This is a genomic window from Sorangium sp. So ce302, from assembly GCF_051530145.1.
Classification (GTDB): domain Bacteria; phylum Myxococcota_A; class Polyangia; order Polyangiales; family Polyangiaceae; genus Sorangium; species Sorangium cellulosum_B.
Genome location: NZ_CP150326.1, coordinates 11,637,067 through 11,663,404 on the forward strand (window position 1 = coordinate 11,637,067; position 26,338 = coordinate 11,663,404).

Annotated in this window: 33 protein-coding genes and 1 pseudogene; 7 read left to right on the top strand and 27 right to left on the bottom strand. The window is 68.5% G+C overall.

What is annotated here, in order from left to right; translation table 11 throughout:
* Positions 1 to 35 precede the first annotated feature (35 nt).
* Positions 36 to 2,123, bottom strand: coding sequence for a GAF domain-containing protein (locus WME73_RS43995; RefSeq protein ID WP_437913485.1), 2,088 nt, complete (start codon positions 2,121 to 2,123; stop codon positions 36 to 38).
* 116 nt (positions 2,124 to 2,239) lie between these two features.
* Positions 2,240 to 3,487 (bottom strand): transcription termination factor Rho, encoded by a 1,248-nt coding sequence (gene rho, locus WME73_RS44000; protein WP_012240541.1) that lies wholly within the window; start codon positions 3,485 to 3,487, stop codon positions 2,240 to 2,242.
* 419 nt (positions 3,488 to 3,906) lie between these two features.
* Between rho and yccX the strand changes: the two genes are divergently transcribed.
* Together yccX and WME73_RS44010 are read left to right on the top strand one after the other, a co-directional pair.
* Positions 3,907 to 4,185, top strand: coding sequence for an acylphosphatase (gene yccX, locus WME73_RS44005; protein WP_012240542.1), 279 nt, complete (start codon positions 3,907 to 3,909; stop codon positions 4,183 to 4,185).
* Between the two features lie 5 nt (positions 4,186 to 4,190).
* A complete protein-coding gene (locus WME73_RS44010; protein WP_437742262.1) occupies positions 4,191 to 6,287 on the top strand; it encodes a hypothetical protein in 2,097 nt (698 codons plus the stop codon).
* Positions 6,288 to 6,434: 147 nt separating this feature from the next.
* Here the strand turns inward: WME73_RS44010 and rplQ are convergent, their stop codons facing one another.
* The 24 genes and pseudogenes from rplQ to rplV all read right to left on the bottom strand — a co-directional run bounded on the left by rplQ (position 6,435) and on the right by rplV (position 18,661).
* On the bottom strand, positions 6,435 to 6,953 hold the full coding sequence (gene rplQ, locus WME73_RS44015; protein WP_012240544.1) for a 50S ribosomal protein L17: 519 nt from the start codon (positions 6,951 to 6,953) through the stop codon (positions 6,435 to 6,437).
* Between the two features lie 20 nt (positions 6,954 to 6,973).
* Complete coding sequence (locus WME73_RS44020) at positions 6,974 to 8,014, bottom strand: DNA-directed RNA polymerase subunit alpha (protein ID WP_437742263.1); 1,041 nt, start codon at positions 8,012 to 8,014, stop codon at positions 6,974 to 6,976.
* A 208-nt stretch (positions 8,015 to 8,222) separates the two neighbouring features.
* Positions 8,223 to 8,852, bottom strand: a complete 630-nt coding sequence (gene rpsD, locus WME73_RS44025) for a 30S ribosomal protein S4 (RefSeq protein ID WP_272102129.1) — start codon at positions 8,850 to 8,852, stop codon at positions 8,223 to 8,225.
* Positions 8,853 to 8,863: 11 nt separating this feature from the next.
* Entirely contained in the window at positions 8,864 to 9,274 is a 411-nt protein-coding gene (gene rpsK / locus WME73_RS44030; protein WP_012240547.1) for a 30S ribosomal protein S11, read from the bottom strand.
* A gap of 20 nt (positions 9,275 to 9,294) precedes the next feature.
* The gene (gene rpsM, locus WME73_RS44035; protein WP_012240548.1) at positions 9,295 to 9,675 is read right to left on the bottom strand and encodes a 30S ribosomal protein S13; all 381 of its coding nucleotides are present in this window, start codon (positions 9,673 to 9,675) and stop codon (positions 9,295 to 9,297) included.
* Positions 9,676 to 9,718: 43 nt separating this feature from the next.
* Positions 9,719 to 9,835, bottom strand: a complete 117-nt coding sequence (gene rpmJ / locus WME73_RS44040) for a 50S ribosomal protein L36 (protein WP_012240549.1) — start codon at positions 9,833 to 9,835, stop codon at positions 9,719 to 9,721.
* Positions 9,836 to 9,865: 30 nt separating this feature from the next.
* Complete coding sequence (infA, locus tag WME73_RS44045; RefSeq protein WP_012240550.1) at positions 9,866 to 10,117, bottom strand: translation initiation factor IF-1; 252 nt, start codon at positions 10,115 to 10,117, stop codon at positions 9,866 to 9,868.
* Positions 10,114 to 10,761, bottom strand: a complete 648-nt coding sequence (locus WME73_RS44050; RefSeq protein WP_437913486.1) for an adenylate kinase — start codon at positions 10,759 to 10,761, stop codon at positions 10,114 to 10,116. Before WME73_RS44050 ends, infA begins: the two co-directional genes overlap by 4 nt.
* Positions 10,762 to 10,771: 10 nt before the next feature.
* On the bottom strand, positions 10,772 to 12,100 hold the full coding sequence (secY, locus tag WME73_RS44055) for a preprotein translocase subunit SecY (RefSeq protein ID WP_437742265.1): 1,329 nt from the start codon (positions 12,098 to 12,100) through the stop codon (positions 10,772 to 10,774).
* 44 nt (positions 12,101 to 12,144) lie between these two features.
* Entirely contained in the window at positions 12,145 to 12,636 is a 492-nt protein-coding gene (rplO, locus tag WME73_RS44060; RefSeq protein ID WP_437546532.1) for a 50S ribosomal protein L15, read from the bottom strand.
* A 50-nt stretch (positions 12,637 to 12,686) separates the two neighbouring features.
* Positions 12,687 to 12,890 carry a 50S ribosomal protein L30 gene (gene rpmD, locus WME73_RS44065; protein ID WP_437742267.1) on the bottom strand — a complete coding sequence of 68 codons (204 nt, stop codon included), beginning with the start codon at positions 12,888 to 12,890 and terminating at the stop codon, positions 12,687 to 12,689.
* Between the two features lie 134 nt (positions 12,891 to 13,024).
* Positions 13,025 to 13,504: pseudogene (gene rpsE / locus WME73_RS44070) on the bottom strand (30S ribosomal protein S5); the annotation flags it as partial.
* Between the two features lie 79 nt (positions 13,505 to 13,583).
* The gene (rplR, locus tag WME73_RS44075) at positions 13,584 to 13,943 is read right to left on the bottom strand and encodes a 50S ribosomal protein L18 (RefSeq protein ID WP_437712555.1); all 360 of its coding nucleotides are present in this window, start codon (positions 13,941 to 13,943) and stop codon (positions 13,584 to 13,586) included.
* A 47-nt stretch (positions 13,944 to 13,990) separates the two neighbouring features.
* Positions 13,991 to 14,608 carry a 50S ribosomal protein L6 gene (gene rplF / locus WME73_RS44080; RefSeq protein ID WP_437277607.1) on the bottom strand — a complete coding sequence of 206 codons (618 nt, stop codon included), beginning with the start codon at positions 14,606 to 14,608 and terminating at the stop codon, positions 13,991 to 13,993.
* The gene (gene rpsH, locus WME73_RS44085; RefSeq protein WP_012240558.1) at positions 14,608 to 15,003 is read right to left on the bottom strand and encodes a 30S ribosomal protein S8; all 396 of its coding nucleotides are present in this window, start codon (positions 15,001 to 15,003) and stop codon (positions 14,608 to 14,610) included. The genes rplF and rpsH overlap by 1 nt, the downstream gene beginning before the upstream one ends.
* 4 nt (positions 15,004 to 15,007) lie before the next feature.
* The gene (locus WME73_RS44090) at positions 15,008 to 15,193 is read right to left on the bottom strand and encodes a type Z 30S ribosomal protein S14 (protein ID WP_437742268.1); all 186 of its coding nucleotides are present in this window, start codon (positions 15,191 to 15,193) and stop codon (positions 15,008 to 15,010) included.
* Positions 15,194 to 15,203: 10 nt separating this feature from the next.
* Positions 15,204 to 15,929: a 50S ribosomal protein L5 gene (rplE, locus tag WME73_RS44095; protein WP_437712559.1), complete on the bottom strand. Its 726-nt coding sequence runs from the start codon at positions 15,927 to 15,929 to the stop codon at positions 15,204 to 15,206.
* 2 nt (positions 15,930 to 15,931) lie between these two features.
* The gene (gene rplX / locus WME73_RS44100) at positions 15,932 to 16,249 is read right to left on the bottom strand and encodes a 50S ribosomal protein L24 (RefSeq protein ID WP_437913487.1); all 318 of its coding nucleotides are present in this window, start codon (positions 16,247 to 16,249) and stop codon (positions 15,932 to 15,934) included.
* Positions 16,249 to 16,617 carry a 50S ribosomal protein L14 gene (gene rplN / locus WME73_RS44105; RefSeq protein WP_012240562.1) on the bottom strand — a complete coding sequence of 123 codons (369 nt, stop codon included), beginning with the start codon at positions 16,615 to 16,617 and terminating at the stop codon, positions 16,249 to 16,251. Before rplN ends, rplX begins: the two co-directional genes overlap by 1 nt.
* 4 nt (positions 16,618 to 16,621) lie before the next feature.
* Positions 16,622 to 16,921: a 30S ribosomal protein S17 gene (rpsQ, locus tag WME73_RS44110; protein ID WP_272102908.1), complete on the bottom strand. Its 300-nt coding sequence runs from the start codon at positions 16,919 to 16,921 to the stop codon at positions 16,622 to 16,624.
* Between the two features lie 53 nt (positions 16,922 to 16,974).
* Positions 16,975 to 17,178: a 50S ribosomal protein L29 gene (rpmC, locus tag WME73_RS44115; RefSeq protein WP_272102120.1), complete on the bottom strand. Its 204-nt coding sequence runs from the start codon at positions 17,176 to 17,178 to the stop codon at positions 16,975 to 16,977.
* An 8-nt stretch (positions 17,179 to 17,186) separates the two neighbouring features.
* Positions 17,187 to 17,600 carry a 50S ribosomal protein L16 gene (gene rplP / locus WME73_RS44120; RefSeq protein WP_012240565.1) on the bottom strand — a complete coding sequence of 138 codons (414 nt, stop codon included), beginning with the start codon at positions 17,598 to 17,600 and terminating at the stop codon, positions 17,187 to 17,189.
* A 12-nt stretch (positions 17,601 to 17,612) separates the two neighbouring features.
* Positions 17,613 to 18,305 carry a 30S ribosomal protein S3 gene (gene rpsC, locus WME73_RS44125; RefSeq protein WP_061609597.1) on the bottom strand — a complete coding sequence of 231 codons (693 nt, stop codon included), beginning with the start codon at positions 18,303 to 18,305 and terminating at the stop codon, positions 17,613 to 17,615.
* Positions 18,306 to 18,322: 17 nt separating this feature from the next.
* Positions 18,323 to 18,661, bottom strand: coding sequence for a 50S ribosomal protein L22 (rplV, locus tag WME73_RS44130; RefSeq protein ID WP_012240567.1), 339 nt, complete (start codon positions 18,659 to 18,661; stop codon positions 18,323 to 18,325).
* Positions 18,662 to 19,291: 630 nt separating this feature from the next.
* Here rplV and WME73_RS44135 point away from each other — a divergent pair.
* The 3 genes from WME73_RS44135 (at position 19,292) to WME73_RS44145 (ending at position 23,012) form a co-directional block, all read left to right on the top strand.
* Positions 19,292 to 20,011 carry a hypothetical protein gene (locus tag WME73_RS44135; protein ID WP_437917501.1) on the top strand — a complete coding sequence of 240 codons (720 nt, stop codon included), beginning with the start codon at positions 19,292 to 19,294 and terminating at the stop codon, positions 20,009 to 20,011.
* 322 nt (positions 20,012 to 20,333) lie between these two features.
* A complete protein-coding gene (locus WME73_RS44140) occupies positions 20,334 to 21,230 on the top strand; it encodes an SUMF1/EgtB/PvdO family nonheme iron enzyme (protein ID WP_437742270.1) in 897 nt (298 codons plus the stop codon).
* Positions 21,231 to 22,313: 1,083 nt separating this feature from the next.
* Entirely contained in the window at positions 22,314 to 23,012 is a 699-nt protein-coding gene (locus tag WME73_RS44145; protein ID WP_437742271.1) for a hypothetical protein, read from the top strand.
* Positions 23,013 to 23,104: 92 nt separating this feature from the next.
* Here WME73_RS44145 and WME73_RS44150 read toward each other — a convergent pair whose 3' ends face one another.
* The gene (locus tag WME73_RS44150; protein ID WP_437742272.1) at positions 23,105 to 23,680 is read right to left on the bottom strand and encodes a hypothetical protein; all 576 of its coding nucleotides are present in this window, start codon (positions 23,678 to 23,680) and stop codon (positions 23,105 to 23,107) included.
* Positions 23,681 to 24,935: 1,255 nt separating this feature from the next.
* Between WME73_RS44150 and WME73_RS44155 the strand changes: the two genes are divergently transcribed.
* Both WME73_RS44155 and WME73_RS44160 read left to right on the top strand, forming a co-directional pair.
* Positions 24,936 to 25,601 (top strand): class I SAM-dependent methyltransferase, encoded by a 666-nt coding sequence (locus WME73_RS44155; protein ID WP_437913488.1) that lies wholly within the window; start codon positions 24,936 to 24,938, stop codon positions 25,599 to 25,601.
* Positions 25,602 to 25,690: 89 nt separating this feature from the next.
* Positions 25,691 to 26,314 (top strand): hypothetical protein, encoded by a 624-nt coding sequence (locus WME73_RS44160; protein WP_437742274.1) that lies wholly within the window; start codon positions 25,691 to 25,693, stop codon positions 26,312 to 26,314.
* Positions 26,315 to 26,338 lie beyond the last annotated feature (24 nt).

Genomic DNA, 26,338 nt, shown 5'->3' on the forward strand with positions numbered 1-26,338 from the left:
CATCGGGTGCGCCTCGCGCAAGCGGCGGGAGCGCGTCAGGCGTCCGAGCCGTTGCTGGACGAGCGTCGGCCCCGCTCGTTCACGGGGGTGACGGCGGGAGCTGAGCCCGCCGGCCTGCGGCGGGGGATGCCCTCGTGGACGACCGGCGCGACGCTCGCGCGCGCCTTGGTCGCCGAGCTGCCGTCCGTCGACACCAGCTGGGGCTGCCCCCCTGCGGTCCCGGGAGACCGCGACGGCGCGCTCTCCTGGGGCAGGCGGATGGTGAACTTCGCGCCCTTGTCGGACGACGCGACCGTGATCGTCCCGGCGTGCTCATCGACGATCTTCTTCACGATCGCGAGCCCGAGGCCGGTGCCGCCGCGCTTGCCGGAGGTGACGAACGACTGGAAGAGGCGGCCCTGGATCTCCTTGGGGATCCCCTTCCCGGTGTCCGCGACGCAGATCGCGAGGTCGCCCCCGTCGCGGTAGGCGCGGATCGTCACCGTGCCCCCGCCTGGCCGCATCGCCTCGACCGCGTTGCGGACCAGGTTGTGCAGGAGCCGCGTCATCTTCGCCTCGTCGAACCGCGCGGTCCCTCGGTCGTCGAGCTCCAGGGAGAGCGAGACGCCGGTCCCGGCGAGCTCGTGCTCCAGCTGCTTCTCGATGTCGCCGAAGAACTTGGTCAAGTAGACCTTGCGCACGAGGATGCTCCGCTCGCCGCGCGCGAACTCCAGCACCTCGCGCTGCATCGCGCTGATGACGTCGAACTGCTTGAGGATCAGCCGCGCGTGGTCCTCCCTCGTCGCCGCGTCGGGAGCGCCGGCCATGAGCTGGACGTAACCGCTGATCACCGTGAGCGGCGTGCGCATGTCGTGCATCACGCCCGAGAGCAGGCGCCCGATCGTGGTGAGCCGCTCGCTCTGCTCCCGCTCGAGGCGCGACCGGAACAGGCGCAGCGCGGTCGACGCGTTCGCCGACACGAGCCGCAGCAGCGCGCGATCGTCCTTCGAGAAGCCGTGGGGGTTCCTGGAGTTGTAGAGGGCCATGGAGCCGATCGGCACCGCGTCCTCGCCCTCGAGCGGCACGGCGATCGCCGTCCTGAGCTCCGCGCCGACGAGCTGGGCGAGCCGCGGCGACACGAGCGTGTCGTCCGGATCCCGGCCCCCGCCCTCGCGCGAGAAGCACACCGCCTCGTTGTTCACCATGGCGCGCCCGACCACCCCTTCGCCGCGGCGCATCGCGATGCGCTTCACCGCCGGCCACGGGGCGGCCCCGACCACGACGCCGTCCGGCTCCTCTCCGAGGGCGGGCGCGCGGGGCGGCGCGCCGCCCCCGTCGAACGCCGTGAGATCGAAGAAGTAGAGGAACAGCCCGCCCTCGATCTCGTCGACGAGCATCCCCCCCGCCCGCGCCTCGCACGCCCTGCCGGCCTCCGTGATGACCGCGCGCGCGAGGTCCTCCATCGTGGTCGCGCGGCCCATCGCGCTCTCGAGGTCGAAGAGCAGCTTGAGGTCGCTCACGCGATGCTCGAGTTGCTCCTTGGTCTCCACGAGCTGCGTGTTCTTCTGGATCACCGAGAGGAACAGCCGCGAGTTGTCGATCGAGACGGCCGCCTGCGTCGCCAGCGCGCTCAGGAGCTCCTCGTCGTGGACCGAGAACTCCCCTTCCCCGTGCTTGTTCAGGACCTGGATGACCCCGATGGTCCGGCCGACGTGGTTCTTCATCGGCGCGGCGAGGATCGAGCGGGTGCGGTACCCCGTGACCTCGTCCCAGTCGCGCTGGAACCGGCGATCCCGGTAGGCGTCCTTCACGCGGACGGTGCGCCCCATCTTGGCGACGTGGCCCGCGATCCCCGCGCCGACGGGCAGCTCGATCGCGCGCGCCTCCTCGCCGATGATGATGCGCGACAAAAGCCGCTGCCGCTGCTCGTCGAGCAGGTAGAGGGTGGCTCGGTCCGCGTCGAGCAGCTCGGTGATCTTGTTCAGGATCAGCGCGAGGAGCTGGTCGAGATCCAGGGTGCTGCCAAGGGCCAGCCCGACATCCCGGAGCGCCCGCACCGTCTTGTCGGCGTGGGCGAGGCGCGCCTCGAGCTCCTTTACGCGAGCCTGCAGCGCCTTCGTGCGTTGTTCCGCCTTCGCGGTCACCAGAAGACGCTAACACGACTTCGCCCGGAGGAGCGCGCGCGCGGGCCCCTGCGCGAACCGTTCGCGTGACAGAGAGCGCTCCCGACGGCCGCCGGGAGCGCCCCTAGGACGCGCCGTTACTGGTTCATGCTCTCGAGGAATTCCTGATTGGTCTCGGTGCGGCTCACCTTGTCCAGGAGGAATTCCATCGAGTCGATGACGTTGAGGGGGTGCAGCAGCTGGCGGAGCAGCCACACGCGCTGGAGGATCCACTCCGGCAGCAGCAGCTCTTCCTTGCGGGTCGCGCTCTTGTTGATGTCGAGGCAGGGGAAGATCCGCTTCTCCATCAGCTTGCGATCCAGGTGGATCTCGCTGTTACCCGTGCCCTTGAACTCCTCGAAGATGACCTCGTCCATGCGCGAGCCCGTGTCGACGAGCGCGGTGGCGACGATCGTCAGCGAGCCGCCCTCCTCGACGTTGCGCGCGGCGCCGAAGAACCGCTTCGGCTTGTGCAGCGCGTTCGAGTCGACGCCGCCGGAGAGGATCTTGCCGCTCGGCGGGACGACCGTGTTGTACGCGCGCGCCAGGCGGGTGATCGAGTCCAGCAAGATCACGACGTCGTGCTTGTGCTCGACGAGGCGCTTCGCCTTCTCGATCACCATCTCGGCGACCTGCACGTGCCGCGTCGGGGGCTCATCGAAGGTCGAGCTGATCACCTCGCCCTTCACGGTGCGCTGCATGTCGGTCACCTCCTCCGGGCGCTCGTCGATGAGCAGCACGATCAGCGTCGTGTCCGGGTGGTTCGCGGAGATCGCGTTGGCGATCTGCTGGAGCAGCACCGTCTTGCCCGCGCGGGGCGGCGAGACGATGAGGCAGCGCTGCCCCTTCCCGATGGGGCAGAGCATGTCGATGATGCGGGTCGAGAAGCTCTTCGTCCCGTTCTCGATGTTGAACTTCTGCTGCGGGTAGAGGGGCGTGAGGTTGTCGAACAGGATCTTGTCGCGAGCGACCTCGGGGGGCTCGCCGTTGATCTTGTCGACCTTGAGCAGCGCGAAGTACGCCTCGCGCTCCTTGGGCGGCCGGATGGAGCCGCTCACGCTGTCGCCGGTGCGGAGGTTGAAGCGCCGGATCTGGGACGGCGAGACGTAGATGTCGTCCGGACCCGGCAGGTAGTTGTAGTCCGGCGCCCGGAGGAAGCCGAAGCCGTCGGGCAGGCATTCGAGCACGCCCTCGCCGTAGACCGGCTGGTCCTGCGCCGCGTGGGCCTGCAGGAGAGCGAAGATGACCTCCTGCTTGCGCAGCCCGGCAGCGCCCTCGATGTTGAGCCCCTTCGCCATCTGGACGAGCTCGGCCATCGGTTTCTGCTTCAGTTCCCTGAGGTGCATGAGTCGGAAAGCTCCAGGATGCGACGGCACGTGCCCTGTCAAGGGCGTGGAGGCCGTCGGTCGTTGGTTTTTTGGTTGGGGGGGTCTAGCGGGTCGGACCCGAGGCGGGGCCGAGCATGTCGTCGATGTCGGCGGGTCGCCAGAGGGAAGAGGGCTCGCCTCGCAACCGGCGCCCCTCCGTTCATGTCGCTCGATCGGCGGGCTGTGCTTGCCGATCGGGCGGCGACTCTATCAAGCGCGTCTGCTCTGTCAATGCGCGGCGGGAGGCACGGACGACGCGCGCGCGTCGTGGGGCGTGGCACGGATTCAGGTCGCCCGCGCCGTTCGTACGAAGAACGGCGCGGGCGAACTGCCCGTGGCTCCCAGGTGCTGCCTGAAGTTGCCTCCCCCGGAACGCGCGGCTAAGTCAAGCTGGTTCCATGGGGCTCAAACAGGTTCAGCTGTTCGTCCGCGGTCGCGTCCAGGGCGTCTTCTTTCGTGCCTCCACGCAGCGCGAGGCCAAGCGGCTCGGCCTCACCGGCTGGGTGAAGAACCGCTCCGACGGCAGCGTCGAGGTCCTCGCCGAGGGGGAGGAGGACGAGCTGAAGGAGCTCATCGCCTGGGCGAACCGCGGCCCGAGCGCCGCGCGGGTCGAGCGCGTCGACGTCCGGTGGCGTGGCTTCTCCGGCGATTTCTTCGACTTTCGCATCACGGATTGAGGCGCTTGGCACGCAGCTCGTCGGATCCGAGGGGTGCAGGCGCGCGATGGGCGCAGCGACGCAGGCCGGCGTGCGCGTGGCTCGTCCTGATTGGCCTGCTCGCAGCGGCGCCGCTCGCGACGCCACCGGCGCGCGCCGCCGGCGAGCGCGACGCGGGCACTTCCGCGCCGGCCTCCTCCGCGCTCCCTGAGCTCCCGCGCCTCGCCCCGATCGCCCGCCCGGAGCCTGACATCGCCGCGGTCCGCGAGCTCGACCGGATACTCGACCAGCTCACGTCGGAGGACGCGCGCTCGCGGGAGAACGCCCGCGCGGCCCTCGATGAGCCGATCCCTGGCATCGTCGATGCGGTGCGGCTGCGCGTTCAGGACATCCGCGGCTCGCTCGATCGGGACGCGGCGCCTCGCGTGCTCGCGGACGCGCGCAGAGAAGGCCGCAAGGCGATGAAGGGCGAGAAGGGGGAGGACGAGCGCGACGGCAACAAGAAGAAGGCTGCAGACGCGAAGGCCGACAAGGGCGCGAAGAAGGGCGCTGGCGACGCAAAGAAGGGCGCTGGCGACGCAAAGAAGGGCGCCGGTGACGCAAAGAAGAGCGCCGGTGACGCGAAGAAAGACGCGAAGGCCGACCAGGGCGCAAAGAAGGACGCCGGCGACGCGAAGGGCGCAAAGAAGGACATCAAGGCCGACCAGAGCGCCAAGAAGGGCGCTGACGACGAGAAGGACGAGGGGGACTGGCTGGATTTCATGCTGGCCGTGGCGCGGCCGCGGGACAGCGCGTGGCGCGATGTCGTCAAGCTGCTCGCGATGGAGCGGATGCTCGTCGCTGCGGGCACGACGCCTGCGGTCCGCGAGCTCATCGCGCTGCACGCCTATTTCGGCGAGCTGCTCCGCATCGATCTCCAGCGGCAGGTGGCCAAGCTGCGCGACAAGGCGGTCCCCGCGCTGATCGAGGCGCGCCAGCACGACGCCAAGATCGTCCAGCGGTGGGCCAACAAGCAGCTCGACCTGCTCGGCCGGGCGATCCCCGGCGAGGCGATCGCGTCGAATGACACGCAGATCCTGGCCGACGTCCTCCGCGCCTACGGCCGCGTCCGGGACGTGGACGCCGTGCGCGTGATCCTGAGCTTCTGCAACAGCGACCGCGCGCGGCTGCGCGACGCCGCGCGGGAGGCGATCTCCGCGATCGGCGAGCCCGGCATCTGGCAGCTCCGCGACGCCTACCTGGACCTCACCGGCGCGAAGCCGCCGCGCGAGTGGTCGTGGGACCGTGTCGCGCGCGAGCTCTTCGGGACGTACGATCGCGCGCGCCTCGCGGAGGTGTACAAGCTGATGGATGAGGGCGTCGCCGCGGCGAGCGCGGGCAAGCCCGCCGAGGCGACCGACGCGTTCGACAAGGTGCTCGCCCGCGCGCCGCTCTTCGAGCGCCGCAAGGAGATGGTGGACGCCTACGTGGAGCGGGCGCGATCGCTGTCTGCCGACCGGCGCGACGACGCGCTCGCCATGCTGCGCAAGGCGCTGCGCCTCGACGCGCCAGGCGAGCGCGCGAGGAAGATCGAAGCGGAGATCGCCTATCTCGAGGGCGCGCTCCTCATCGAGCGCGGCACGCCGGACAAGTTCGTGCTGGAGCGTGCGATCGAGCTCGACCCCTCCAACGCCGGCGCGAGGGCGGCGCTCGCCTCCCTCGGGGACAAGGTCGCGGAGCGGAAGAGCCAGACGAACCGCCACATCGCCGCGGGAGCGGTAGGTCTCGCCGCGGTGCTCTCGATGTTCTTCATCGCCCGGCGACGGAGCGCTCCGTCGCGCGCTCGAGAGCAAGCCGGCGCCGTGCCTCCGCCCCCGCCGGCGTCTCCTGCCTCGGCGCCGTCCCCTCCGCAGCCGACCGCATCACCTGCCTCGGCGCCGCCCCCTCCGCAGCCGACCGCATCGCCGCCTGCCTCGGCGCCGCCCCGAAGGCAGGACAGCGCCGCTCCTCCGCAGCCCCAGACGTCTCCCGAGCCGGCCCCGGCCGCCGCCTCGAGGGCGGACCCCGACCTGCCGGCACAGCCTATCGAGGAGGCGGAACCGCGACGCGACGACGCCCCTGCAGCCGACCCGCGCGACCGCTGAGCCGTCGCGCGCACCAGGCCCACGCAGCGGTCGGCCCCTGAGCGCCGGCCGGGCTCACAACGCAGAAACGCCGGGCGAGCTGAGCGCTCTCCCGGCGTGCTGTCTGCGACTGTGCCGGCGCCACGCGGCGCCGGCCTGTCTCCGGGCTCAGCCGGCGGTCGTCGCCGGGGTGGCCGGCTCCGCCGCGGCGACCGGCTCGGCGGCCTGCGCAGGCGCGTCCGCGACCGGCGGCGCGTCGATGAACTCGATGAGGCTCATCTGCGCGCAGTCACCGCGGCGCGGACCGAGCTTGATGATCCGCGTGTAGCCGCCCGGCCGTCCCTCGAAGCGCTTCGAGAGATCGATCATCACCTTCGCGATGATGTCGACCTTCTTGCCGTCGGTCGCGACCCCCCAGCGAGGGATGTAGCTGCCCACGAGCCGCTCCGCGTGGAGCCGGCGCGCTCTGTCGCCGGGGCTGAGCTCCCCGTGCGCGGTGTACGCGACCTTGCCGAGCCGCGTCGCCTTGGTGATGAGCCGCTCGGCCACGCGCCGCAGCTCCTTCGCCTTGGCGTCGGTCGTCTCGATCCGCTCGTGGGTGATCAGGTTCGCCGTCAGGTTGCGAAGCATCGCCCTGCGACTGGAGGTATCCCGACCAAACTGCCTGCCCGCTTTCTTGTGACGCATGACGTTCCCTCAGTACCGACTCACGCCTGCGCCTGCTGCGCCTTCCAGCGCTCGAGGAGCTGCGGCCAGTTGTCGATCTTCATCCCGAGCGAGAGCCCCATGTTCGCGAGGATCTCTTTGATTTCCTTCAGCGACTTGCGACCGAAGTTCTTGGTCTTGAGCATGTCCTGCTCGGTCCGCTGCACGAGCTCGCCAATGAGCGTGATGTTCGCGTTCTGCAAGCAGTTCGCAGAGCGGACGCTCAGCTCGAGCTCCTCGACGGAGCGGAACAGGTTCTCGTTGAGCGGCTCGTCGTCGCTCATCACCGCCTGGTAGCTCGTCTCCTCGCTCTCCTCGAAGTTGACCCAGATGGAGAGCTGCTCCTTGAGGATCTTCGCGGCGAAGGCGACCGCGTCCGCCGGCGAGACGGACCCGTTGGTCCAGACCTCGAGCGTGAGCTTGTCGTAATCGGTCACCTGCCCGACGCGGGCGTTCTGCACGGTGTAGTTCACCTTGCGGATCGGCGAGAACAGCGCGTCGATCGGGATGGTCCCGATCGGCATGGTCGGCGTCTTGTTGCGCTCGGCGGGCACGTAGCCGCGGCCCACGTTGACCGTGAGCTCCATCGAGAGCGGGCCCTTCTTGTCGAGCACGGCGATGAGGTGGTCGGGGTTGAGCACCGACAGGCCCTCGACCAGCTGGATGTCGCGCGCGTACACGGGCCCGGGCCCCTCGCGATCGATCCGCACCGAGTACGTCTTCGGGGTGGCCGCCTTGAAGACGACCTCCTTCACGTTGAGGATGATGTCGCTGACGTCCTCGACCACGTCCGGCACGGTGGTGAACTCGTGCAGCGCGCCCTCGACGCGGATGGCCGTCGCGGCCGCCCCCTGGAGAGAGGAGAGCAGCACGCGGCGCAGCGAGTTGCCGATCGTGATCCCGAAGCCGCGCTCCAGGGGCTCACACGTGAACTTGGCGTAGAACTGGGTCCCGCTGTCCGCGTCGATCGAGATGCCCTTGGGCCGGATCAGATCGCGCCAGTTACGGGCGATCATCGTGAGGTTCGGGTTGTTCATCGTCATGGCGATCTCCTTCCTTCATGAGGTTTGCGCGGAGGTCTCACGCCGCGGCCGCACTCGACCAATCGACGCCGCCTCCTGCCCGCATCCTAGGCTCCATGCCCCCGCGCGCGAGCGCGGGATGGCGGCGCCGAGGGGAGCCCGCAGCGATCGAGCGCACCCTGCAAGGTGCGCTCGCGACGCCGCCCTCCTCCGCGCCGCCCTCGCGCGATCAGCGCGAGTAGTACTCGACGACGAGCTGCTCGCGGATCTCCGGCTCGTTGAGATCCTCGCGGATCGGCGCGCCCTTGATCGCACCGGTGAACGCCGCGCGGTCCACGTCGATCCAGCTCGCGACCGGGCGCTTGTCCGCGCCGCCGACGGAGGCGAGGACGCTCTTGAACTTGCGCGCCCCCTCGGTGAGCTCGACCCGGTCACCCGCCCGAACGACGTAGCTCGGGATGTCCAGCCGCTTGCCGTTCACGTGCACGTGCCCGTGCCGGACGAGCTGGCGCGCCTCGGCGCGGGACGAGCCGAAGCCCATCCGGTGCACTACGTTGTCGAGCCGCCGCTCCAGCAGCCCGAGCATCTCCTCGCCCGTCCGGCCCTTGCGCCGGTTGGCCTCCTGGAAATACCCGCTGAACTGCCGCTCGAGCACGCCGTAGATGCGACGCACCTTTTGCTTCTCGCGCAGGCGCACCGCGTACTCGCTCAGCTTGATGCGCCCCTGGCCGTGCTGGCCGGGGGGATACGGGCGCCGCGTGTACGCGCACTTCTCGGAGTAGCACCGCTCGCCCTTGAGGTAGAGCTTCATCCCCTCGCGGCGGCAGAGCTTGCAGACCGGACCAATGTAGCGAGCCATCGTGAATTACCTCAAACCCTGCGCCGCTTGGGCGGCCGGCAACCGTTGTGGGGGATCGGCGTGACGTCACGGATCAGCGTCACCTTGAAGCCAGCGGTCTGGAGCGCACGGAGCGCGCTCTCGCGTCCGGCCCCCGGCCCCTTCACGAACACGGCGACCGAGCGCATCCCGTGCTCCTGCGCCCGGCGCGCCGCCTCTTCCGCCGCGAGCTGCGCGGCGAACGGCGTCGACTTGCGCGATCCCTTGAAGCCGCGAGCGCCAGCGGACGACCACGCAATCGCGTTGCCGTTGATGTCCGTGATCGTCACGACCGTGTTGTTGAAGGTCGACTGAATGTGCGCGATACCCGCGGAGACATTCTTCTTGACCTTCTTCTTCTGCTTGGCCTTCGTGGTAGTGGCAGCCGTCTTCGCTTGCGCCATGGCGTCCTAATCCCCGCTCGTCACTTGGTCGCGGCAGGACGCCGCTGCAACATGCCCTTGCGCGGTCCCTTCCGGGTGCGCGCGTTCGTATGCGTCCTCTGCCCGTTCGCCGGGAGCCCGCGCCGGTGGCGGAGCCCCCGGTAGCAGCCGAGGTCCATGAGCCGCTTGATGTTGAGCTGCACCTCGCGCCGCAGGTCGCCCTCGACCTTGTACTCGGCGTCCAGGAGGTCGCGGATCGCCTTCACCTCAGCGTCGCTGAGCTCCTCGACCCGCTTGTTCTGCGGAATGTTGGTCTTCTCGCAGATTTGCAAGGCGAGAGTCCGCCCGATGCCGAACAGGTACGGCAGGGCGTAGGCGACATGCTTCCGACGCGGGAGATCGACACCAGCGATACGAGCCATGGTTACTCCAAACCGAAACGAGGGCGGGCTACCGCCGAAAGAGCTAGTTCCCCTGGCGCTGCTTGTGGCGGGGGTTCTCGCAGATGATCCGAACGACACCACGCCGCCGGACCACCTTGCACTTGTCGCAGATCTTCTTGACGCTCGGGCGCACCTTCACGGGGAGCCTCCAGATTCCTCAAAAACTACGTTACTTGTGCCGGTACGTGATCCGGCCTCGGCTCGGGTCATACGGCGAGACCTCGACGGTCACGCGGTCGCCCGGCAGGATCTTGATGTAGTACTGCCGCATCCGGCCGCTGATGGTCGCGAGGACGCCGAGGCCGTTGTCCGCCTTCACGCGAAACATGGCGTTCGGCAAGGCCTCTTGAACCACGCCGTCGAACTCGAGCTTGTCGCCCTTCGGTTCTTTCGGCGGTCTGGTCTGATTCTTACGCCTCATTCTCCACCCGAGCCCGGCCGGCCAATCGCCGACAGCACCCTGTGCGTAACTTCTTCAGGCCTCCCGACTCCATCGACGCGATGCAGCAGCTTCTTCTGCTCGTAGAACGGAAGAAGGGCGGCCGTCATCGCCTCGTAGGCGTCGAGACGCTTTGCAACAGCCTCGGGCCGATCATCGGCCCGATGCTCTAGCTCCGCACCGGGGGGCGGCGGATTATAGACGAGATGATATATCTGTCCACTGCGTTTGTCAGTTCGGCGATGGATCAGGCGTTCCTCGAGCAGGGGACGCGCCACGTCCAGCTGGATCACCGCATCAATCCGCTTGCCGCCCTGGTTGGCGCTGGCCAGCATCTCGTCGAGCGCGTCCGCCTGAGGCACAGTCCTGGGAAATCCGTCCAGCAGGAAGCCATCGCTGCAGTCGGGCTCGACCGTCCTGCGCGCGATGAGGCCGATGACGGCCTCATCCGGCAGGAGTCCGCCAGAGTCCATGATGTCCAGATAGCGCTTCTCCAAGGTCCCCGATCGCTTTGCCTCGCGCAGCATGTCGCCGGTCGAGATTTGCGGGATGCCGAAGCGTGCGCACAGCAGCTTCGCCTGCGTACCCTTCCCAGCTCCAGGAGGCCCCACCAGAACCAAGATCATTTGCCCTCCATCACGCTTCCGGGAGCCTGCGGCCCCGGATGCGGGTGGCACCGGGGCCCGTCAGCCCCTCGTAGCTCCGCGTGATCAGGTGCGCCTCCAGCTGGTTCACGGTGTCGAGCGCGACGCCGACGACGATCATGAGCGACGTGCCTCCGAAGCCGAAGGGGACACGCAGCAGGTTGCCGACGATCGAGGGCACCACGCACACCGCGGCGACATAGAGCGCGCCGCCCACGGTGATCCGCTGGATCACGCGGTGAATGTAGTCCGCCGTCTGCTTTCCTGGCCTGATCCCGGGGATATTTGCCTGTTGCTTCTTCAGGTTCTCCGCGACGTCCACCGGCTGGAACGTGACGTTCGTGTAGAAGAAGCAGAAGAAGACGATGAGCAGCGCGTAGCCGGTGTTGAAGACCCAGTCCCCCCGGTTGATGATCGCCTGAATCTGCTCGGCCCCGGGGACGTTCATGTTCGCGAGCGTCTGCGGGAACATCAGCAGCGACGACGCGAAGATGGGGGGGATGGTCCCGGACGTGTTCACCTTCAGCGGCAGGTGCGCCGTCTGCCCGCCGTAGACGCGGCGACCGACCTGGCGCCGCGAGTACACGATCGGGATCTGACGCCTGCCGTTCTCGAAGAACGCGATGACGGCGATGACGAACACGATGAACGCGACGATCGCGGCCATCGTCAGGGGCTGGAGATCACCGGCGTTCTGGGCGAAGTAGTTGCCGACCTCCTCCGGAATGCGCGTGACGATGCTCGCGAAGATCAGGAGCGAGACGCCGTTCGAGACGCCGCGCTCCGTGATCTGCTCGCCGATCCACATCAGGAACGCGGTCCCGGTCGTCAGCGTGATGACCGTCATCAGCTGAAAGCCGATGCCGGGGTGGTTCACGATCCCGGCCCCGGTCTCGCTGCTCGACAGGCCCTCGAGCATCTTCGCGATCGAGAAGGCCTGGAACAGCGAGAGCGCGACCGTGCCGTACCGCGTGTACTGATCGATCCGCCGGCGACCCTGCTCGCCCTCTTTCCGCAGCTCGTCGATGGGCTTGTAGACCATGCCCATGAGCTGCATGATGATCGAGGCCGAGATGTACGGCATGATCCCGAGCGCGAAGATCGACAGGTTCTCCAGCGCGCCGCCCGAGAACATGTTGAAGAAGCTCAGGAGCCCGCCGGACTGCTTCGCGACGTACTGCCGCATCGCGTTCCGGTCGACGCCGGGCGTCGTCACGAAGACGCCAACCCGGTAGACCGCGAGCATCACCAGGGTGAAGATCACGCGTCGCCGGAGCTCGGGGATCTTGTGGAAGTTGGTGATTCCCGCGAGGCTGGCCATAGGCGATCCTGGACTCCGGCTTGGTGGGTGCGCGTGCGCGCTGACTACGAGGACGAGGAGTCCGTCGAGCTGCCCTGGGGTGCAGGCGCCGCGAGCACGACCGCCTTGCCCCCCGCCTTCTCGATCTTCTCGACCGCTCCCTTGGAGAAGCGGTGCGCCGTCACCGTGAGCTTCTTCGTGAGCTCACCGTCGCCGAGGATCTTCAGCACGTCGAACCGCCCCTGCACGAGGCGGCGCTCGTGGAGCGCGATCAGATCGACCTGGGCGCCATTGTCGAACGCCTCGAGGTCGCCGACGTTGACGTTGACGACGATGTCCGCGAGCGGGTTGCGGAAGCCACGCTTCGGGAGGCGACGCTGGATCGGCGTCTGCCCGCCCTGAAAGTGCTTCTTGTTGATGTTGCCGCCGGCCCGCGCCTTCTGCCCTTTTTGTCCGCGGCCAGACGTCTTGCCGACGCCCGACCCCACGCCACGGCCAACGCGGAGCCTCTTGGTTACGGCGCCTTCAGGGGCTTGGAGCTTAGAAAGAATGTCCATGTTTCACACTTCCGTACGCGGCGACTCCGCTGGAATGACGATCTCGCTTCTCAGGCTTTCGACGAGGTCGCTCCGTCGGCGACCTCCTCGACCTCGACGAGGTGGAGGACCTTCTTCACCATGCCACGGAACGAGGGCGTGTTCGCGACGACCACCTCGGACCCCGGCCCACGCAGGCCGAGCCCCTTGATGATCTTGCGGGTGTGCTCGACCTGGCCGATGTTGCTGGCCCTCTGACGTACCCGGAGCTTCACTGCGAGCCTCCTTCAGCGCCGCCGCTCGGTGCACCACCGCCGCCGCCCGGCTTCCCGGGGGGCGGCGCCACGCTCGCGCGCCGTCGACCCGCGGTGTTCGTGCTACCGCGGCGCTGGTAGTCGAGCGAGTCGAGCTGCATCGACCGCTTGCCGGCGACGCTCTCCGGGCTCTTGAGCCCACGGAGCGCCGCGACGGTCGCGTGCACGACGTTGTGCGGGTTGCTCGTGCCGAGCGACTTCGACAGCACGTCGTGAATCCCCGCCGACTCGACGACGGCGCGCACCGCGCCGCCGGCGATGACGCCCGTCCCAGGGCTGGCCGGCTTCAGCAGGACCTTGCCCGCCCCGACGTGGCCGAACGAGTCGTGCGGGATGGTCACGCCGTCCAGGGGAATGCGGAACAGGTTCTTGCGAGCCTGATCGTTCCCCTTGCGGATGGCCTCCGGCACCTCGTTGGCCTTGCCCAGGCCGATGCCCACGTGCCCCGCTTCGTCGCCCACCACGACCAGCGCCGAGAAGCTGAAGCGCCGGCCGCCCTTGACGACCTTGGCGACGCGGTTGATGTGGATGACTCGCTCTTTCAGCTTCTCTTCGTCGACATGATCGAACGCCATAACCGTCCTCTATCACGTTCTCCGCCGCGGCAGTTGACCGCGCCCGCCGCCCTCACCATCAGGGCAGCGGCTGTGGGAGTCAGAAATCGAGACCTGCCTCGCGCGCCGCCTGGGCGAGGGCGCTGACGCGCCCATGATACAGATAGCCGTTGCGGTCGAAGACGACCTTGTCGATCTGCCTGTCCTTGCAGATCCTCGCGATCAGAGCCCCGACCTTCTTCGCCGCCTCGACCTTGTTGTCCTCGTCGAGGGAGCCCTTGAGGTCCTTCGACAGAGTCGAAGCGTGGGCGAGGGTCTTGCCGCTCACGTCGTCGATGACCTGCGCGTAAATGTGCTTCGAGCTGCGGAAGACGCTGAGGCGCGGGCGCTCCGGCGTCCCCTCGACCTTCTTGCGGATGCGGAGCTTCCGGCGCTCCCGACCGACGATTTTCATGCCCATGACCGTCTCGTCCCTCGGTGCAGCGGCGTACACGCCGCCGCTCGCCTTTACTTCTTGCCGCCCTTGCCGGCCTTGCCAGCCTTCTCCCGCACGCGCTCGCCGCGGTATCGGACGCCCTTGCCGCCGTACGGCTCCGGCGGCCTGAAGCCACGGATCGTCGCGGCCGTCTGCCCGATGAGCTCCTTGTCCGCGCCCGTCAGGACCAGGACGGTGCCCTTCGAGTCCGCCGGGATCGTCGCCGTGAGCCCCGTCGGCACCGGGAACGTCACCGGGTGGGAGAAGCCGAGGGCGAAGTTCAGCGTCGTGCCCTTGAGCTCGACGCGATAGCCGGTCCCCTTGAGCTCGAGCGTCCGCTCGTAACCCTCGGCGACGCCCTTCACCATCGCGGCCACGAGCGCCCGCGTGAGGCCCTGGAGGCGCGACCCGTCGCGCCCAGGCGCCACCGAGCTCACGTGCAGCTTGCTGCCCTCGAGCTTGATGTCCACCTTGTCGGTGATCGCGCGGGAGAGCTGGCCCTTCGGACCCTTGACGTCGATCTTCCGGCCGTTGACGGTCGCGGTGACCCCCTTCGGCAGGTCGATCGGGCGCTTGCCAACGCGCGACGTCTTCGGAGCGAGCCGGCTGTCACCGTTCGCGGGCTGGGCTGCGTTCGCCTGAGCTTCCATCACCACACCTCGCAGATCAGCTCGCCACCCATCTTGAGGCGGCGCGCATCCCTGTCGCTCATGAGCCCGCGGGACGTGCTCAGGATCGAGATCCCGAGCCCGCTGAACACGCGCGGGATCCTGTCGTGACGCACGTACACGCGGCGCCCGGGGCGGGAGACGCGGCGCACGCCGTCGATCGCGCTCTGTCGATCGCGCCCGTACTTGAGCACGATCGTGAGCTTCTTGGGACCCTCACCCTCGGTCTCGCGCACGTCGGCGATGAAGCCCTCGGACTTGAGGATCTCCGCGACCGCGGCCTTGATGCGACTCGCGGGGACCTCGGTCCGGTCGTGCCGCGCGAGCGCCGCGTTGCGAATGCGGGTCAGCATGTCGGCGATGGGATCGGTCATCATAGAATCACCAGCTGGCCTTGATCACACCAGGGAGCTCACCACGGAGCGCGAACAACCGAAGGCAGACGCGGCAGAGCTCGAAGTCGCGGTAGTAAGCGCGCGCGCGCCCGCACACCTTGCAACGGTTCTTTTGCCGCGTAGAAAACTTCGGCGGACGGTTCAGCTTCGCAAACTCTTTTGCACGGGCCATCGAAAATCCCTCAATGCCGGAACGGGATGCCAAGCTCGGTCAGGAGCGCGCGTCCTTCTTCGTCCGTCTTCGCCGTGGTCACGAACGAGATGTTGAGCCCCTTCACGACATCGATCTTGTCGTAGTCGATCTCGGGGAAGATGATCTGCTCGCGCAGGCCCATCGTGAAGTTGCCCTTGCCGTCGAACCCCTTCGGGCTCACGCCCTTGAAGTCGCGAACACGCGGAAGAGAGAACGCGATCAGGCGATCCACGAACTCCCACATCCGCTCGGCACGCAGGGTCACCATCACCCCGATGGGCAGGTTCTCGCGCAGCTTGAAGGTCGCGATCGACTTCCGGGCCCGGGTCACCACCGGCTTCTGGCCGGAGATCGCCCGCATGTCCTCGACGGCGGAGTCGATGATCTTCGGGTTCTGCACCGCGGCGCCGAGACCCATGTTGATGACCACCTTCTGCAGGCGGGGCACCATCATCGGGTTCTTGTAGCCGAACTTCTTCGCGAGCGCGGCCGTCACGCTCTTCCTGTAGTGCGTGCGAAGCCGCGGCGCATAGTTCGGGTCGCGCGGGCGCTCCTCGGCCGGCCCGGAGGCCTCGGCGTCGGCGCCCTTGGCCTTCGCGCCCTTGGCTTCCTTGCTCTTGGCGGGCGCCTGCGGCTTGGCCTGCTGCGGCTTGGGCTTGTCCTTGCCCTTGCCGGCGTCCTTGGCCGCCTTGTCCTTGTCCTTCTTGTCCGCCATGGCTAGCCCACACCGATCGCGCTGCCGCTCTTGCCGACGCGCATCTTCTTGCCGCCCTCACCGACGCGGACCTTCACGCGCGTCGGCTTGCCCGTCGCCGGATCGACCGGCATGACATTCGAGGCGTGAATCGGCGCCTCCTTGGTGATCTTCCCACCCTCCTGATTGCGCGGCGTGGGCCGCTGGTGGCGGGTCACCGTGTTCAGGCCTTCCACGACCACGCGATCCTCGTCAGCGAGGATCTTGGTGATCCGGCCCTGCTTCCCCTCCTCCTTGCCGCTGATGACCTGCACGAGGTCACCGACCCTGAGGCGCTTCATCAGAGGACCTCCGGAGCGAGAGAGATGATCTTCATGAACTTCTTCGCGCGGAGCTCACGAGCGACCGGCCCGAAGATACGGGTACCGATCGGCTCCTTCTCCTTGTTGATGAGGACCGCGCTGTTCCCGTCGAACTTGATGTAGCTGCCGTCCGAGCGCTGGTACTCCCGGGCGGTGCGGACGACGACGGCGCGCGCCGTCTCGCCCTTCTTCACCTTGGTGCCCGGCAACGCCTCCTTGATCGAGACGACGATGACGTCGCCGAGAGCGGCGTACTTGCGGCGCGAGCCGCCGAGCACCTTGATGCACTTCACGATTCGGGCGCCGGAGTTGTCCGCGACCTCGAGATGCGTCGACACCTGGATCATGGCGCTACTCCTCCACCGGGCGGGCAACGAGCTTGGTCACGAGCCACCGCTTGTCGCGGGAGATCGGCCTGTGCTCCGTGATCTCGACGCGATCGCCCACCTTGTACTGGTTCGTCTCGTCGTGCGCCTTGTAGCGCTCCCGCTGACGGACGTACTTTTTGTACACAGGGTCGAGCGCGTTCCGGATGACCTCGACGGTGACCGTCTTGTTCATCTTGTCGCTGGTCACCTTGCCGACCAGCTTGCGCCGGAAGCCGTGCGCCTTCGCCTCGGTCTCGGCCTGCGCAGGCGCCGCGGCTGCCAGCTCGGGCGCCGCAGCGGCCGGCTGCTGGGTCTCTGCCTTCTTCTTCGCCATGGCTACGCCTTCTCCTCGGCACGCGCGCGCTGCGTGAGGATCGTCTTCACCCGCGCGAGATCCCGCTTCGACTTGCGGATCGTCGCCGTGTCGTTCAGCCGATTCGTGAAATTCTTGAACCGCGCCTCGAACAGGCCTGCCGCCAGAGACTTCTCGAGCTCGCGCAGGTGCTCGGTGGTGCGTTCACGCAAATCCTTCGCCTTCATCGCCTACCTCACGTCAGCCCGCGGGCGAGGAACTTGCACTGCATCGGGAGCTTGTGCGACGCGAGGCGGAACGCCTCCTTCGCAGTCTCCTCGCTCACGCCGCTGATCTCGTACATCACGCGGCCCGGCTGCACGAGCGCGCACCACTCCTCGGGCGCGCCCTTGCCCCCACCCATGCGGACCTCGAGCGGCTTCTTCGTCACCGGACGGTCCGGGAAGATGCGGATCCAGAGCTTGCCCGCGCGCTTCACGTGCCGCTGGATCGCCATACGAGCCGCCTCGATCTGCCGCGAGGTGACGCGGGCAGGCTCGACGCACTGGAGCGCAAAGTCGCCGAAGGAGACGTCGCTGCCCGTCATGGCGAGGCCGCGGTTGTTCCCCTTCTGCATCTTGCGGAACTTGGTTCGCTTCGGAGACAGCATTCTGCAATCCCTCTACTGGATCCGGCGCGCCTTACGCTGCAGGACCTCGCCCTTGAACATCCAGACCTTCACGCCGATGATGCCGACCTTCGTCTTCGCCTCGGCCAGGCCGAACTCGATGTCGGCGCGGAGCGTGTGCAGCGGCACCCGGCCCTCGCGGTAGGTCTCGACGCGGCTCATCTCGCTGCCACCGAGCCTGCCGGCGCAGCGCACGCGGATGCCCTTCGCGCCGAACTTCATCGCGGTGGCCACCGCCTTCTTCATCGCCCGGCGGAACGCGATCCGGCGCTCGAGCTGCGTCGCGATGTTCTCGGCGACGAGCTGCGCGTTGGTCTCGGCCTTCCGGACCTCCTGCACGTCGATGAACACCTCGTTGTCGGTGAACGACGACACGCCGGGGAAGAGCGTCTCACCCTTGGATGCGGTGCCGACGTTCCCGCTCTTCAGCGTCTCGATGCCCTTGCCGCCCTTGCCGATCACCATGCCGGGGCGGGCGGTGAAGACGATCACCTTCGCGCGGTTCGCGGCGCGCTCGATCTCCACGCCGGCGATGTTGGCGTTGTAGAGGTACTGCTTGATCGCGCGCTTGATGCGGATGTCCTGGTGGAGCCACTTCTGATACGCAGCGCCGTCCTCGTACCACTTGCTGCTCCACGTCTTGATGACACCGACGCGGAAGCCATACGGATGGGTCTTTTGTCCCATAGCGGCAGGTCCTCTACTTACTTTCTCTCGTCGACTTCGATGACGATGTGCGACACGCCCTTGGTGATCCGGGTCGCACGGCCCATCGCGCGCGGCCGCCAGCGGCGGTTGAACTTGTTCGGCCCCTTGTCGACGGTGGCCTTGCTGATGAAGAGCGCGTCGATGTCGGCGCCCGCCTGCTGGGCGTTCGCGACCGCGCTCTCGATGATCTTCCGCAGGACGGGGGCTCCGCTCTTCTGCGTGAACGAGAGCAGCTGGATCGCCTCGTCCGCGTCGCGACCTCGAACGAGATCGGCGATCATGCGAGCCTTGCGCGGGGCGATCCGCGAAAACATCGCACTGGCTTTGCTTACCATTCGAGACACCTCGCGACACCGGCGGGCGGAGTTACTCCGTACCGGGTTTCGGTTCGCTGCGAACCGGTTGCACCGTCGTACGCTTCCGGTCCCAGCTCGACGTCCATCGACGTGGGCCCCCTTCGCGTCACCGGGGGGGTTCCCGCGGCGGCCGAAGGAGCGGAGCTGGGATCGAAGCGCCGTTACGGCTCTTCTACTGGGAGACCGGGAGGACACCCGATCGCCCGGGAAAACGGAGCGCGGTGATTACCAGCGGGGGGCGCGGTACGCAAGCGCGATCCTTCCGCTCCCCTTCAGTTTGTTTCGCGCGTCCCCGCGGGCTGAGCAGCTTTTCAGTTTCTCCTGAACGGACGTCGGGGGGCTCCGGGCACGCCGAGCCTGGTGCCCGGGCAGGTGGACGGACGAACACGAGGCTGAGTTCTGTTCTTGACACTGACGAAATACAGCTGAGACAAGCCGTCGACGGCGGCCTGAGCCGTCGACGGCGGAGGTGCCCCCCCGGAGCGTCGGCGTCGGACGGCTGGACCAGGCCGAAGAGCAGGATTGCGAGGGGAATAGGGGAGCCCCAGGTTCAGTCGAACGCACCAGGCCGTGGAACTCTTCCCTGACATTGTAGGAGGCAACGTGACCATGCTTGCTCGCCATCGCCATTCTTTCCTCGCGCTTACCTTTATCTTGCCCGCCATCTACACCGGCTGCGTCGTGACCACGGAGGACACCGACAACGAGGTGGACCAGACGGTCGGCCCCGGCGTCACCCACGGGTCCACGAGCAGCGGCGGCGACGGCGGCCAGGGCGGCACCGGCGGCCAGGGCGGCACCGGCGGCGACGGCGGCACCGGCGGCGACGGCGGCCAGGGCGGCACCGGCGGCAGCGACGCCTGCATCGAGGCGTCGGACGGTAACCTCACGGTCGCGGCCTGTGACGAGCTCAACATCTCGCCTGCGCAGGGGGCGACGAGCCAGTGCGGCGCGAACCGCGACGAGGACCCGATCGGCTACGGGCTCTGCAAGCACGGCTTCGCCGTCTTCTCCCCGGGTCACGCCGCGGACCTCGTGGACTGCCTGAGCGACATCGGCGTGGAGCGGGCGTGCGATGTGGATCCCGTTCAAGCGTGCATGAACCGCACGTACGCCAACGCGTGCCCGCACCAGGCCGACGAGATCTGCGACACCATCTCCGACTTCTGCGACGCTGGCACGTTCGACCCCGCCAAGTGCGCGGCTCAGATGAACCCCCTCAACCGAGATGCAGCGGACGATCTCGTCGCGTGCATGAACGACAACCCCGATGTCTCCTGCCAGGAGGCTTACGACGCATGCTACGAGGAGATCATGGCCTTCGAGTGACCCGGCCGCCGCCACGGGTGCACAGCCTGCGCGCCCACCGTGCGCGCTCTGCTCTCGCCGTTCTTTTCCCCTGGCATTCGACGCACACCAGATGACCTCTGGGCCTCTCACCAGCTCACACCCACCTTAGCGCCCCAGCGCGCGCACCCTCTCATGTAGGCCCGTTCGGGGAGCCCCCGAGCGCGGTATTCGGTTGCAAAAAAGATCGCGGGAAGGGATCCTCGGCTCCTCCGTGGCCAAGGACTCCTCCCGCCCGCGCCTGGCAGCCTCCGTTCCGCGATCGCCGGGGGCGCGTCCATTCCGCGGCGGAGCGCTGCTCGGCGTGCTCGTCGCGTCGGCCGGCTGTGCTCCGGGGTCGACGACAGCGGAGCAGATCACGCCGCGCCTGATGGTGCGCGCCTCGCTCGAGGGGACCGCCGCCGTCCCGACGGAACGGCGCATCAAGGCCAAGGAGAGCGCGCTCGCTGCCGTCAAGGACAGCGCAACGCTCGCCTCGGGGATGGAGTCCGAGATCGGCGCCATCCCGATGTCCTCCTCGATGGCCAGCGCGCGCTGCCCCGCGGAGATGGCCCTCGTCGACGATCGCGTGTGCGTCGACCGCTGGGAGGGCGCTCTGGTCGAGGTGACGCCCAGCGGTGAGCGCCCCTGGTCGCCTTACGATCCGATTGACGGGAACGAGCGCCGCGTCCGCGCCGTGTCCTGGCAGGGGGTCATGCCCCAAGGCTACATCAGCGGGCGGCAGGCCAAGCTGGCGTGCGCGGCATCGGGCAAGCGCCTGTGCACCTCGGAGGAGTGGGTGACCGCCTGCCGAGGGCCGGACGACACGACGTTCCCCTACGGCGCGCTCCGCCAGCAGGGCGCGTGCAACGATGACGAGCGACGGGTTCACCCCGTCGCCGAGATCGCGGCGCTGCTCGACATCAAGCCCGAGGAGCGCTGGACGACGGCGATGAACAACCCGCTCATCAACCAGCTGTCCCAGGCGCTGCTCCCGACGGGCGAGCGCGCGGGATGCACCAACGCCTACGGCGTGTTCGACATGGTAGGCAACCTCCACGAGTGGGTCGATGATCCGAGCGGCACCTTCCGTGGCGGCTATTTCATGGACACGACGCGCAACGGCGAGGGCTGCAAATATGCCACGACCGCCCACTCCTTCGGCTACCACGACTACTCGACGGGCTTCCGGTGCTGCATGGATCCGGAGCAGGCCGACTAGTGCCGGCCGCGCGGCGTGCGGCCGGCACGATAGAGGGGTGCAGGTTGGTGTGATACGGGCTCAGCCGCTAGGCAGGCGAGTGAGGCGTACGAAGGTACGCCGCAGCGAGCCGAACGACGCGGATGAGCCTGTAGCGCGCGAACCCGCAGCCCGCTATGGGGCAGACGCGAATCGAACGCGGAGCTCGGGGCGATCCAGCGGGGAGACAGGGCGGTCGCCGCGCGCGCATCTTTCCGTGACGCCACGGGCGCTCCGACAAGACGGCTCGGGCGCGGCGCGAGCGAGCGTGCGAGTCGTGGAGAAGCCAGGGCCGCCGCGCAGCAAGCCAGGGCGACACCAGCGAAGAGATTGCCGATGCTCGACTCCATAGTGAGCGCGCCCACGCGGCGCCGTGCCGCCGCGACCGCCCTTGCCGCCCTGACGGCCCTCCTGGCGCTCGGTTGCGGGAAGAAGGAAAAGGCAGCGCCCATCACCGTCCCGCCGCCCCCGGGCGCGGCGTCCTCGGATGAGCTCACCACCGCCATTGGCCAGGCGCGTGGCGTCGATTCGGCGCTCGCGCCGTCGTCGACCCGATGGCGACGAGCGTTCGTGCTCGATGAGAGGCGAGCCGTGGTGACAGGAGAGGTCGAGAACGAGGCGATCGCGCTCGTGACCGAAAACGCAGGGCGGACCTGGCGATCTCTGCGGCGCGTCCGCGAGGGGTGGTCGACCTGGTCGGTCGGCGGAGACGGCGCCACGGTGCTCACCACCGGTCCGCGTGGCCCGGCTCTCCCTACGGAGACACGCGGCAATCGAGGGACGCCGTCCGCGCTGGACCCGCCGAGTCTCTTCTTCGCTCCGTTCGAGGCGACCGACCTCTCGGCGCCTTCACCGGTCACGCTACCCGCGCTGAGCCGCGGAGCGCGGCCGCTGGTGAACGCTGTGCCCGCGGTGCTCTCCGCCGAGAGCGCCGCGCTGCTCGTGGAGCCCAAGCCTCGGCACGCGACCCTCGTCTATGCGGGGCCGGCGGGCGCCCAGCCGGTGCCTCCCGTCCCGCTCCCCACGCAGGAACAAGCGCTGCCCGTGCCTTATGGCCGCCCACCGATGCTCCTGTCGGTGCGCGGGCGCAACCTCCTCGTGCGGCCCGTCCCCGCGCCGGGGAAGCCGCTCGACGCACCGAAGAGCGTCGAGGGACTCGCGATGAACCCAGCGGCTATCGCCGCGCTCTCCACGACACCAGCATGCGACTTCGCCGGCTGGTCGATCCAGCTCGTTCCTCAGCCGCCCGACAAGACCGCCGTGGTCGCCGTCTCCGCTGCCCAGACAGCCGTGCTGAAGCTCCCGGCGAAAGCTCCGCCTGGAGCGTCGGTCGGCTGCGCAGCCGATCGGATCATGGTCGAAGTCATGACGCCTACAACCGGAGAGCCCACGCTCGCGACGTGCACCCTCCAAGGCACCTGCGTCATCGCCGAGAAACCGCCCTTTCGCCCCTGGCTGGAGCCGCATGAACGGTCTATCGCCCTGGCGCCCACACGCGAAGGCGTCACCGCAGTGCTGACTTCCCGCGCGGCAGCGCGATGGGGGCTCTATATCGCGCTATCGCCGGAAGTGGGCAAGATCTACGACGTCCCCAGGATGATCGGCGAAGGCACAGGCGAGCGCGGCCGTATCGAGCTCGGAACCCTCCTCTCGTTCGGAAATCGACTCTTGATGCTCCTCCAAGCGGACGTCACCGGGACATCGCGCCGCGGCTGGTACGTCGCGGCCTCCGATGATGGCGGGCTCACCTGGAGCCCGCCCTGAGCTCCGTCTCGAACGGGATAGTCATTCCAAACGCAGCGCGTCAGCACAGCTTGCATCCCATCTGATGCTGACGTGCGCGGTGGTCCCCAGACCTACTTCGGAGGAGCGGCAGCCGGAGAGACGCGCTTGCGCCCCTTGACGCTCGGCTTCTTCACGACGGGCGCAGGCCCAGCCGCGGTCTTGCGCGCGTTCGCGCTCGCCTGCTCGGCGGTCTTCGCGTCGCCTGCATAGCGGGCGAAGCGACGGTCGCCGCCTTGGAAAATCCGCTTCTCCAGCTTCAGCTCCTTCAGCGCGGCGGCGGCGCGGGTCTGCGGGATACCCGCCTGCTTCGCCACCTCGCTCGCGCTGACGCCAGAGCTCGCTTTGACCACACGCTCGACGGCATCCAGCGTCTCCTGACGCTCCGCCGAGGCGGCCGGCGACTTGCGCGGGCGACCAGGCCGACGCTTCGGCGCGGCGCCGCGCTTGGCCGCGACGGAAGACGTTTTGGACTGGACCGCTCCAGCAGCGCGGGCGCGCGCGCGGCTGCGGCGCGGCGCCGCAGGAGGAACCAACGGCGCTTCCCCTGTCACGGCGCCCAGCTGATTCTTGACGAGCGCGAGGATCGCCTCGTCCGGCATTTTCCGCACGAGGTTTACAATCTGCTGTGAAAAGGCGTCCGTTGCCATGTGCTCTCCCTCGTCGCCGAATCCAGCTCGGCGGTTGGATACGACTATGCCGTTGCCACTTGCCTGGTCAAGCGAATTGAGGATAGAGGGCCGTCTTTTCTTTCAATAGGCGCTGCGGGCGGGCTCAATCGGAGAGCTCATTGGACGGGACGGCCCCGAACGGCTGGGCTGCTTTGCTCGACAGGCGCCGAGCGATGAAACCCCCGCCAGCGTCGATTGATGGCCGAGACCCCTCCCCCGCGCGGGACGGCCTCGAGGCCGCGCCAATCCTCTCTCGGCCCCCTTGACGATGCACCGCGGCATTGCGTGTCTCGGGTGCTCGGGTCTGGTCAGGTAAGCACCGTCCGAGAACCGAGCAACCCCGCGCCTCGGGGCCGCGCCCGTCACGGGCGGCAATGCGGGCGCGCGCACATCCGCGAGGTGCAGCGACCCGGCGCGAGCCTCCCCGCCCCCAATCATTGAAGCGCCTCACGCAGGGTGCGACCGCCTGGCGACCCCACACAGGCGGCCGGCGCGTGGCTACATTGCACGCCCCGGGCGCACGACTGACCTATGCGGAGGCGTGATAGGATGCCCCGCTCGGCGGGTGGGGCGCAGCACGGACGCTTCACTATGAGCGCCGGCGGGGCGGGGAGTCCGGGTCGAGCTCTCGACACGACATCCGCTCATCACGCCGGGGATTTCGCGGACCCACGCTGACCGCCCGATCGCGCGCCAACCCGCCGAGCTCTTCGAAATGACGACTCTGCGCCGGTCTCGCCGCCGGAGGCGCGCTCGGGCCCCGCAGTGCCGCTCTCAACATCACGCGCGCGGCCGCCGCCCGCGGCTCCCGCTGGGTAGGCGCCTGAGGGCCGTCGTGTCCGGCGGACCGGTGTGTACGCGCGGCTCAGGCTCATCCCGCAAGACACCTCGTTACATAGCGGAGCGCGGAGGCGCGCTCATCGTCGTCTTCGGCCTCTCCGATCGAGCCTTTCCGAGAGAGCTCAGCCTTCGGCCCCCGCGCTCGCGAGCGCGAGTCCGCGCGTCCGCCCCGAGGGCACGTCCTCTACGACATTGGCGCCTGCTCCAATGGGAGGAGGACGAGGCGGGGAGCCGGCCGGCTCCGTCTCGACTTCTTCAAACGCCTTCCTGTCCATATCTACGACGCCCAGGATCCACCCCGCCCCCGCTCGACCTCCGTCCGACCGGCGGCCGAGATTGACCAGCCGCCGACAATCGGTTGACACGCGCCTCGGCCGCGGAGAAGGATGCGCGCATGTCACTGGTGCGCGTGCTCGAGCCAGAGGTCATGGATACCGACGAGGACGCGCGGGCCTACGACAGCATGGACCACGCCGCCGTGAACACGGCGTTCTGCGACGCGCTCCTCTCCCACAACCCCGGTCTCGCATACGCCCTCGACGTCGGCACAGGGACGTGCCTGTTGCCCATCGAGCTTTGCAGGCGCGCCCCCGCCGCGCGGATCAAGGCGATCGATCTCTCCGCGGCGATGCTCGAACTCGGGCGCCGCCATGTCGAGCAGGCCGGGCTCACCGAGGCCATCGCGCTCGCGCTCGTGGATGCCAAGGCGCTGCCCGAACCGGATGAGACATTTTCAGCCGTGCTCTCGAACAGCATCGTCCACCACGTCCCGGAGCCAGCGCAGGTGCTGCGCGAGATGCTCCGCGTCCTCCAGCCCGGCGGGCTCCTGTTCGTGCGGGACCTGGTCCGTCCGGAAGACGAGGCGTCGATCGCCGCCCTCGTCGACATGTACGCAGCGAACGACACGGCGTACCAGCGAGCCCTCTTCGACGCGTCGCTGCGCGCGGCGCTCTCGCTCGACGAGGTGCGTGAGGTGCTGCGCTCGCTCCGGATTCCCCCCGAATGCGCGCGGATGACGAGCGACCGGCACTGGACCCTCGCGTTCCGCAGGGCCTCCTGATCCGCGGGCGCCGCGCGCTGGTCCGGGCCGCGGCGCGGGCACGTCAAATCGACGCGACGGCCAGCCCGGCTCGTAATAAAAGCGTCCACGTGAACGCCATCGGAACACGAGCTCGCCGGGCGCGCGGCGTTGCCCCCGCGCTCTTCCTGTCCTTCGCCATCGTCCTCGCGGCATGCGAGGAGGGCCCGCCTCGCCCGAGCGAGCCGGAGCGGCCCGCGCCCCCGCCGCCTCAGCCGAGCGCGGGGCTCGCGCCGCCCGCGGCCAGCTCGGCCGCCGCAGAGCCCCCGAGCGCAAGCGCGCCGGGAGACGCGGGCGAGCCGAAGGGCACGCCCGCATGGCAAGGGACATGGGAGGGGCGCTACGACGCCAAGAAAGGCAGCGTCGTGATGCCCCCGAAGGTCAAGGACGCCGCGCGCCAGAAGGACGACGGGAAGCAGGTCACCGGCCCTGGGACGGTGACGCTGACCATCGAGCCGAGCGGTGAGCTGAAGGGCACCGCGAAGGGAGCGCTCGGCGACGCGACGCTCGTGGGAAAGGTCGAGGACGGCATGGTCCGCGCATCGGTCTTCCCCGACGATCCGCGCGCGCCGAACGCGATGACCGGCGTCCTGGTCGGCGAGCTGAAGGAGAACGTCGTCCACGGCAGGATCCGGGTGACCGGGCCCGATGCCCTCCTGGTGCGCGAGTCCCCCATTGAGCTGAAGAAGAAATGATCAGCGCAGCCGAGCGAGACGTCG